Raw genomic sequence first — 7356 nt, 5'->3', positions numbered from 1 at the left:
GGCCTTGCCGGCCTTGATCAGTTCAACGGCCCAGTCATGCAATTGGTCGAAATACTGCGAGGCGTAGCGCACTTCACCGGACCATTCGAAGCCCAGCCATCTGACGTCGCTTTCGATCGCGTCGATGTATTCCTGGTCTTCCTTGGCCGGGTTGGTGTCGTCGAAACGCAGGTGCGTGACGCCGCCAAATTCCTGGGCCAGACCGAAGTTCACGCAAATCGACTTGGCGTGACCGATGTGCAGGTAACCGTTGGGCTCAGGCGGGAAACGGGTGACGATCTGCGTGTGCTTACCCGAGTCCAGGTCCGCCTGGATGATCGGGCGCAGGAAATTGACCGGCACGGCAGGGCCGGTCTTGGAATTCGAGGTAGGGTCGACAGTGGGCTTGCTCATAGGATCCTTGAACGTACAAGTGCGCGGCCAGTTGGCCAAATCAAAGCGGCGGTTAAAACAAAGGGGCTTATCATAGCCGATGCTGTCAAGCCGCTGACAGAGCAGGCCAAAAAACGCCTGCATTTAATCGGATGCAAATGAAAAACAGCCTCGAAATTCGCGCCCGGCACGCTAAACTGCGCACCTTGGCCAAAATTGGCCGGACCGGTTGAGGGCAGCAAAGCCCCTAAACCCACGAATTCATATAAAGAGTACCGATCATGACCCAAGTCAAACTGACCACCAACCATGGCGACATCGTCCTGGAACTGAACGCTGAAAAGGCACCGCTGACCGTTGCCAACTTCATCGAGTACGTCAACGCCGGTCACTACGAAAACACTGTTTTCCACCGCGTCATCGGTAACTTCATGATCCAGGGCGGCGGTTTCGAGCCAGGCATGAAAGAAAAGAAAGACAAGCGCCCAAGCATCCAGAACGAAGCCGACAACGGCCTGCCGAACGAGAAGTACACCGTGGCCATGGCGCGCACCATGGAACCGCATTCGGCTTCCGCCCAGTTCTTCATCAACGTGGCTGACAACAGCTTCCTGAACCACAGCGCCAAGACCACTCAGGGCTGGGGCTACGCCGTGTTCGCTAAAGTCGTTGCAGGCACCGACGTCGTCGACAAGATCAAAGGTGTTTCCACCACCATGAAGTCCGGTCACCAGGACGTTCCAGCAGAAGACGTGATCATCGAGAAAGCCGAGATCATCGAAGCGTGATACTGCTGATTTCAGACTTGCATCTGGAAGAGGAGCGCCCGGATATCAGCCGGGCGTTTCTGGATTTGCTCGCCGGACGCGCCCGCTCGGCGAGTGCGTTGTACATCCTGGGCGACTTTTTCGAGGCGTGGATTGGCGACGATGCCATGACGCCCTTTCAGCGCTCCATCTGCCAGGCCCTGCGCGAACTCAGCGACAGCGGCACGGCCATTTTTCTGATGCACGGCAACCGCGACTTCATGCTCGGCCAGGCCTTCTGTAAACAGGCCGGCTGTACGTTGCTGAAGGACCCGAGTGTCGTGCAGTTTTACGGCGAGCCGGTGCTGTTGATGCACGGCGACAGCCTCTGCACCCGTGACGTCGGCTATATGAAGCTGCGACGCTACCTGCGCAATCCCGTTACCTTGTTCATCCTGCGCCATTTGCCCCTGGGCACCCGGCAGAAACTGGCACGCAAGCTACGCAGCGAAAGCACGGCCCAGGTGCGGATGAAGGCCAATGACATCGTCGATGTCACGCCGGAAGAAGTACCGCGGATCATGCAGGCATTTGGCGTGAAGACCTTGATCCATGGGCATACCCATCGCCCGGCCATCCACAAGTTGCAGATTGGCGAGCAGGCGGCCAAGCGGATTGTATTGGGGGATTGGGATCGTCAGGGCTGGGCGTTGCAGGTGGATGAGAATGGGTTTGCGCTTGCACCATTCGACTTCGCCCCGCCGCCGCAACTGGCAGCCCCCGCAATCTGACTGCCGAACACAGAACCCTGTGGGAGCGAGCTTGCTCGCGATAGCGGATTCATATTCAACATCGTTGTTGACTAATCCACCGCTATCGCGAGCAAGCTCGCTCCCACAGGGACTGTGTTTGGCTTAATGGCCTGAGGCAGCAGGGCCTGCTTTAGCGGCAAACGGCGGTTTCGCCAGCCACACCAGCACAATCAAGCCCATGAATGCCCACCCCAGCAACGTGAAGTAATCCACGGTGGAGAGCATGTACGCCTGACTGGTCAGCACATGATCCAGCTGCGCATACGCCGGATTGCTCGCCCCGCCCAAGCTGTTCAGCGCCTCGCGGGTAGCCGGCTCATAGGTGCTGATGCTTTCGCTCATATAGGCGTGGTGCTGATCCGCCCGGCGAATCCAGATCCACGTCGTCAGTGAGGCCGCAAAACTACCGCCCAAGGTCCGCAGGAACGTCGCCAGGCCCGCGCCGTCGGCGATCAGGCTCGGTGGCAGGTCCGACATCAAAATGCTCAAGGTCGGCATGAAGAACAGCGCCACGCCAATCCCCATGAACAACTGCACCAGCGCGATGTGCTGGAAGTCCACTTCGTTGGTAAACCCGGCGCGCATGAAGCAGCTCAGGCCAATCGCCAGGAACGCCAGGCCGGCCAGCAGCCGCAGGTCGAATTTGTGTGCGTATTTGCCGACAAACGGCGACATCAGCACCGGTAAAATACCGATCGGCGCCACCGCCAGACCCGCCCACGTCGCCGTGTAACCCATCTGGGTTTGCAGCCATTGCGGCAGAATCAGGTTGATCCCGAAGAACCCGGCGTAACCCAACACCAGCACGATGGTGCCGATGCGGAAGTTGCGGTAAGCGAACAGCCGCAGATTGACCACCGGGTGCTTGTCGGTCATTTCCCAGATCACGAACACCGCCAGCGCAATCACCGAAATGGCCGCGCCGATGAGGATGAAGTTCGACTCGAACCAATCCAGGTCGTTACCCTTGTCGAGGATCAGCTGCAACGCGCCGACGCCAATGATCAGGGTGATCAAACCGACGTAATCCATCGGCTGGTAACTGGTTTCCACCGGCCGCGCCTTGAGTTGCTGGCGCACCACCATCACCGCGAAAACACCGATCGGCACGTTGATAAAGAAGATCCACGGCCAGCTATAGCTGTCGGTAATCCAGCCGCCGAGGATGGGACCTGCAATCGGCGCCACCACCGTGACCATCGCCAGCAACGCCAGGGCCATGCCACGCCTGGCGGGTGGATAGACGGCAATCAGCAGCGTTTGAGTCATCGGGTACAAGGGACCTGCCACCAGGCCTTGAAGCACCCGAAAGCCAATCAGTTCCGGCATCGAGGTCGAGATACCGCAAAGAAACGAGGCCAGCACGAACAGAATCGTCGCCCAGAGAAACAGCTTCACCTCACCAAACCGCCGGCTGAGCCAACCGGTCAGCGGCAGCGCAATCGCATTGCTCACGGCGAACGAAGTAATCACCCAAGTGCCCTGCTCCGAACTCACGCCCAGGTTGCCGGAAATCGTCGGCAGCGCCACGTTGGCGATGGTGGTGTCGAGTACTTGCATGAAGGTCGCCAGCGACAGGCCGATGGTGCTGAGCAACAGGCTGGGCGGCGTAAAAGACGCATTATTGCTCATCGCGAATCCTTTGAAACCTGGCTGACGCGACACCTTTTAACGGGCGTCGCTGACCCTGTGGGAGCGAGCTTGCTCGCTCCCACAGGGTCGGTGTGATGGCGAATCAGCGCTGGACGGTTTTGCTGACCGCAGCGCTGTTGTCGTGGATCAACTGAGTGATCATCGCGTCGGCCTCGGCCAACTGACGGTCATACACATTGGTGCTGAACGAGGCCTTTTGCGGCGGCTGTTGCGCCAGCACCGGGCCGCTCTGGTCACGCAGGTTCACATCGACCTGAGTCGACAGGCCGACCCGCAACGGGTGCTTGGCCAGTTCTTCGGCGTTGATGTGAATCCGCACCGGCACACGCTGGACGATCTTGATCCAGTTACCGGTGGCGTTCTGCGCTGGCAGCAAGGCAAACGCGCTGCCGGTACCGGCGCCGAGGCTGTCGATGGTGCCGCTGAACTTCACGTCGCTGCCGTAGAGGTCGGCTTCGATGTCCACTGGCTGACCGATGCGCATTTCACGCAGCTGGGTTTCCTTGAAGTTGGCGTCGATCCACAGCTGATCCAGCGGGATGACTGCCATCAGCGCCGTGCCCGGCTGGACGCGTTGGCCCAGTTGCACGGAGCGCTTGGCGACATAACCGGTGACCGGCGCGATCAAGGTGCTGCGGGAGTTGTTCAAGTAAGCCTGACGCAATTGCGCGGCAGCGGACATCACGTCCGGGTGCGACGACACCACGGTGTCATCCACCAAAGCACTGGTGGTTTTCAGTTGCTGTTTGGCGTTGGCCAAGGCGTTTTGCGCCGAGGTCAGGTCGTCGCGAGCATGGGACAGTTCTTCCTGGGAAATCGCACCGCCAGCGGCAAGGTTTTTCCGGCGATTGAAGTTGTCCTGAGCCTTTTGCACTTCAGCCTGTTGGGCATTAACCTGGGCTTTCATGCCGTCGACATTGCTGTACAAGCCGCGAACCTGACGCACGGTGCGGGCCAGATTGGCCTGCGCACTTTGCAGACCGACTTCGGCGTCGTTCGGGTCGAAGTTGATCAGCACCTGTCCTTCATGGACCAGGTCGCCATCGTCGGCACCGATGCTGACTACGGTGCCGGTGACCAGCGGGGTGATTTCCACCACGTTGCCGTTTACATAGGCGTCGTCGGTGCTTTCGTTCCAGCGCCCGTAGAATTCGTGATAACCCCAGACGCCGACACCGGCGAGGATCACCACGATCGCGAGCACTACCAGCAGGACTTTGCGTTTGCGCGAATTGCTCGTGTCTTGAGTGTTGTCAGGGGATTGGGCTGTATCGGCAGTGGCCATGACAAGTACCTTGAATTAGTTGTGCTGCGTGGCTGGGGTTGCGTTGGCCGCGGCCAGGGTCTCGCCCTGGAAGCCGCCGCCCAGCGCCTGCATCAGTTGGATCGACAGGTCGATCTGCTCGGCATTCAGGTTGGCCAGCTGACGCTGGGCCTGGAGCAATTGCTGCTCGATGCTGAGCACGTCCAGGTAATTCCCGATGCCGGAACCGTAACGCTGGACCACGGTGTTGTAAGAATCCTGGGCAATGTCGGTGGCGTGCTGCTGAGCGCCAATCTGCCGACCGATATCGCGTAACTGGTTGATGGTGTCGCTGACATCGCCCAGGGCTTTCACCAGGCTTTTGTTGTACTGCGCCACCGCGAGGTCGTAATCGGCGTCGCGGGAATCGAGGTCGGCACGCAGGCGGCCACCGTCGAAAATCGGCACCGAGATCGTCGGCGCGATGTTGAAGAAACGACTGGCCGAACCGAACATCGCATCGCCCAGCAACGACTCGGCACCGGCCGCGGCGCTCAGGTTGAGGTTGGGGTAGAAGCGGGTTTTGCCGGCGTCGATGTTCTTGCTCGCCGCCTCGACCCGCCAACGCGCGGCCACCAGGTCTGGACGACGACCGAGCAACTCGGCCGGCAGCACCGATGGCAACGCGACGGCGCTGGCCTGGAGGATTTTCGGCCGGGCGATTTCGTTGCCGCGATCCGGGCCTTTACCGAGCAAGACGGCCAAGGCGATTTTCGCGCTTTGCAGGCGTTTTTCGGCGTCGATCAGGCTGGCTTCGGACGTGGCTTCCAGACTCTCGGTTTGCTGGAACTGGTACTGACTGTCGATCCCCGAGCTCAGGCGGCGCTGGCTCAGGTCGAGCATTTGTTTGGTGCGCTTGAGGTCTTCACTGGCCAGGTCATAAACGATGTGCGCCTGACCCAGATCGCTATAAGCGCGAGCCACGTCGGCGGACAACGTCAGCTGAGCGGCTTGTTGATCGACTTCGGCAGCACGGGCCTGACCCAGTGCGGCTTCCCAGGCATCACGCTGACCGCCCCAGAGGTCGAAGTTGTAATTGAAACTGGCACTGATGTTGCGCACGGTGGAGTAGGTATCACCCTGCCCGCTTGGGTCCTGATCCCGGGCCAGACGCGAACGGCTGACGCCGGCACTGGCATCGAGGGTCGGCATGCGTGCGGCATCCGCTGCATAAGCGGCGGCGCTGGCCTGGTGAGCACGGGCGTCGGCGATTTGCATGTCGGGGCTGTCGTGCAGGGCTTCGCGGATCAAGCCGTCGAGCTGTGGGTCGCCGAGGCTTTTCCACCAGTCGCTTTTCGGCCAGGCCGCGGGCGACAGGGTTACACCGCTGAGGGATTGCCCGGCCTTGAGGTTTTTCGCATCGAGGCTGACGCCTTCAGTGATCAGGCCGCTGTAGCTGGCGCAACCGGCCAGGGTCATGGCCGCCAGCACCAGGCTCAAGCCGGTACGCAGGGTTTTACTGCTCATTTGTCACCTACCCGCAGCAGGGTGATCGAGTCACCGGCTGCCACCAAAATTTTCTTCAGGATCTGTTCGAGGGTTTTCAACTCCTCTGGGGTGATCGCGCCGGCCAGTTCATTCATGGCGTCGGCGCCGATCTCCGGCAGGCGATCAGTCAACTGCTGGCCTTGCTCGGTCAGCACCAGCTGAACCTGACGGCGATCCGCTTCGGAGCGTTGGCGGGCGAGGAAGCCTTTCTGTTCCAGACGATCGAGCATGCGGGTCATCGAACCGCTGTCCAGCGACAGGTGACGGCACAGCTCGGCCGGCGTATCGACGCCGAACTGGGCCATGATGATCAGCACTTTGAACTGCGCGGCAGTGATGCCGTGGGGTTCCATGTGCGTGTCGATGATCCGGTCCTTGAGCAGCGCAGCGCGCCCGAGCAGGAGGCCGAGATGGCAAGTGTGGAATGCGTCTGGGGTGAAATGTTTCATCTGACCACCAATTAGCTGCCTAGGCAGAGAATGTATGTCGAGATGTTACTGCCTAGGCAGCGAATGTCAACGCAATAGTTAGGTTGCTTTGTATTTAGGAGATAAATGACGATAGATTTTGCGGTGACCGATCTGACGCCATCGCGAGCAAGCTCGCTCCCACAGGGATCACACTTAACCTTGTGGGAGCGAGCTTGCTCGCGATGGGAGCGACTCGGTTTTGGAGGAGAGGGAGTTTAAAAGTCCCGCTTGTAGAAGATGTCCAGCGAACTGGCCACACCGCCCGCCGCTTCGAGGTAGACCTTTTTGCTCAGCTTGTAACGCAAGGCGATGGTGTTGGCCGGCTCGAACACGCCAACGCCATAACGCAGGCTGAGCTTCTCGGTGATATTGCCGCTGGCCACGACGCTGGTTGCGTTGCCGCTGCCTTGGGTATCGAGCTGGAAATCCTGAATCCCCAGGTTCTTGGCCAACCCGCTGGTAACCCCCGAACTGCCCATCAGGCCCAGCCCGAGCGCCGCCTGGGCCAGCAT

General features: G+C 60.1%; 8 protein-coding genes. 2 read left to right on the top strand and 6 right to left on the bottom strand.

Annotated features, from left to right (window positions below):
* A partial coding sequence (locus WLY71_RS28685; RefSeq protein ID WP_347806255.1) for a glutamate--tRNA ligase family protein occupies positions 1-393 on the bottom strand: 393 nt, incomplete at its 3' end.
* A 260-nt stretch (positions 394-653) separates the two neighbouring features.
* Here WLY71_RS28685 and WLY71_RS28680 point away from each other — a divergent pair.
* Entirely contained in the window at positions 654-1160 is a 507-nt protein-coding gene (locus tag WLY71_RS28680; protein ID WP_347806254.1) for a peptidylprolyl isomerase, read from the top strand.
* Positions 1157-1909 (top strand): UDP-2,3-diacylglucosamine diphosphatase, encoded by a 753-nt coding sequence (gene lpxH, locus WLY71_RS28675; RefSeq protein WP_347806253.1) that lies wholly within the window; start codon positions 1157-1159, stop codon positions 1907-1909. The genes WLY71_RS28680 and lpxH overlap by 4 nt, the downstream gene beginning before the upstream one ends.
* Positions 1910-2032: 123 nt before the next feature.
* Here the strand turns inward: lpxH and WLY71_RS28670 are convergent, their stop codons facing one another.
* The 5 genes from WLY71_RS28670 to WLY71_RS28650 all read right to left on the bottom strand — a co-directional run.
* On the bottom strand, positions 2033-3562 hold the full coding sequence (locus WLY71_RS28670; protein WP_347806252.1) for a DHA2 family efflux MFS transporter permease subunit: 1530 nt from the start codon (positions 3560-3562) through the stop codon (positions 2033-2035).
* 103 nt (positions 3563-3665) lie between these two features.
* Entirely contained in the window at positions 3666-4868 is a 1203-nt protein-coding gene (locus WLY71_RS28665) for an HlyD family secretion protein (protein WP_347806251.1), read from the bottom strand.
* A gap of 15 nt (positions 4869-4883) precedes the next feature.
* Positions 4884-6353: an efflux transporter outer membrane subunit gene (locus WLY71_RS28660; protein ID WP_347806250.1), complete on the bottom strand. Its 1470-nt coding sequence runs from the start codon at positions 6351-6353 to the stop codon at positions 4884-4886.
* The gene (locus WLY71_RS28655) at positions 6350-6823 is read right to left on the bottom strand and encodes a MarR family winged helix-turn-helix transcriptional regulator (RefSeq protein ID WP_134422670.1); all 474 of its coding nucleotides are present in this window, start codon (positions 6821-6823) and stop codon (positions 6350-6352) included. Before WLY71_RS28655 ends, WLY71_RS28660 begins: the two co-directional genes overlap by 4 nt.
* Before the next feature lie 236 nt (positions 6824-7059).
* A partial coding sequence (locus WLY71_RS28650; protein WP_347806249.1) for a translocation/assembly module TamB domain-containing protein occupies positions 7060-7356 on the bottom strand: 297 nt, incomplete at its 5' end.

Origin of the sequence: Pseudomonas rossensis (genome assembly GCF_039888995.1) — a bacterium.
Lineage (GTDB): Bacteria > Pseudomonadota > Gammaproteobacteria > Pseudomonadales > Pseudomonadaceae > Aquipseudomonas > Aquipseudomonas rossensis.
This window is presented reverse-complemented; position numbering and strand designations above follow the sequence as displayed.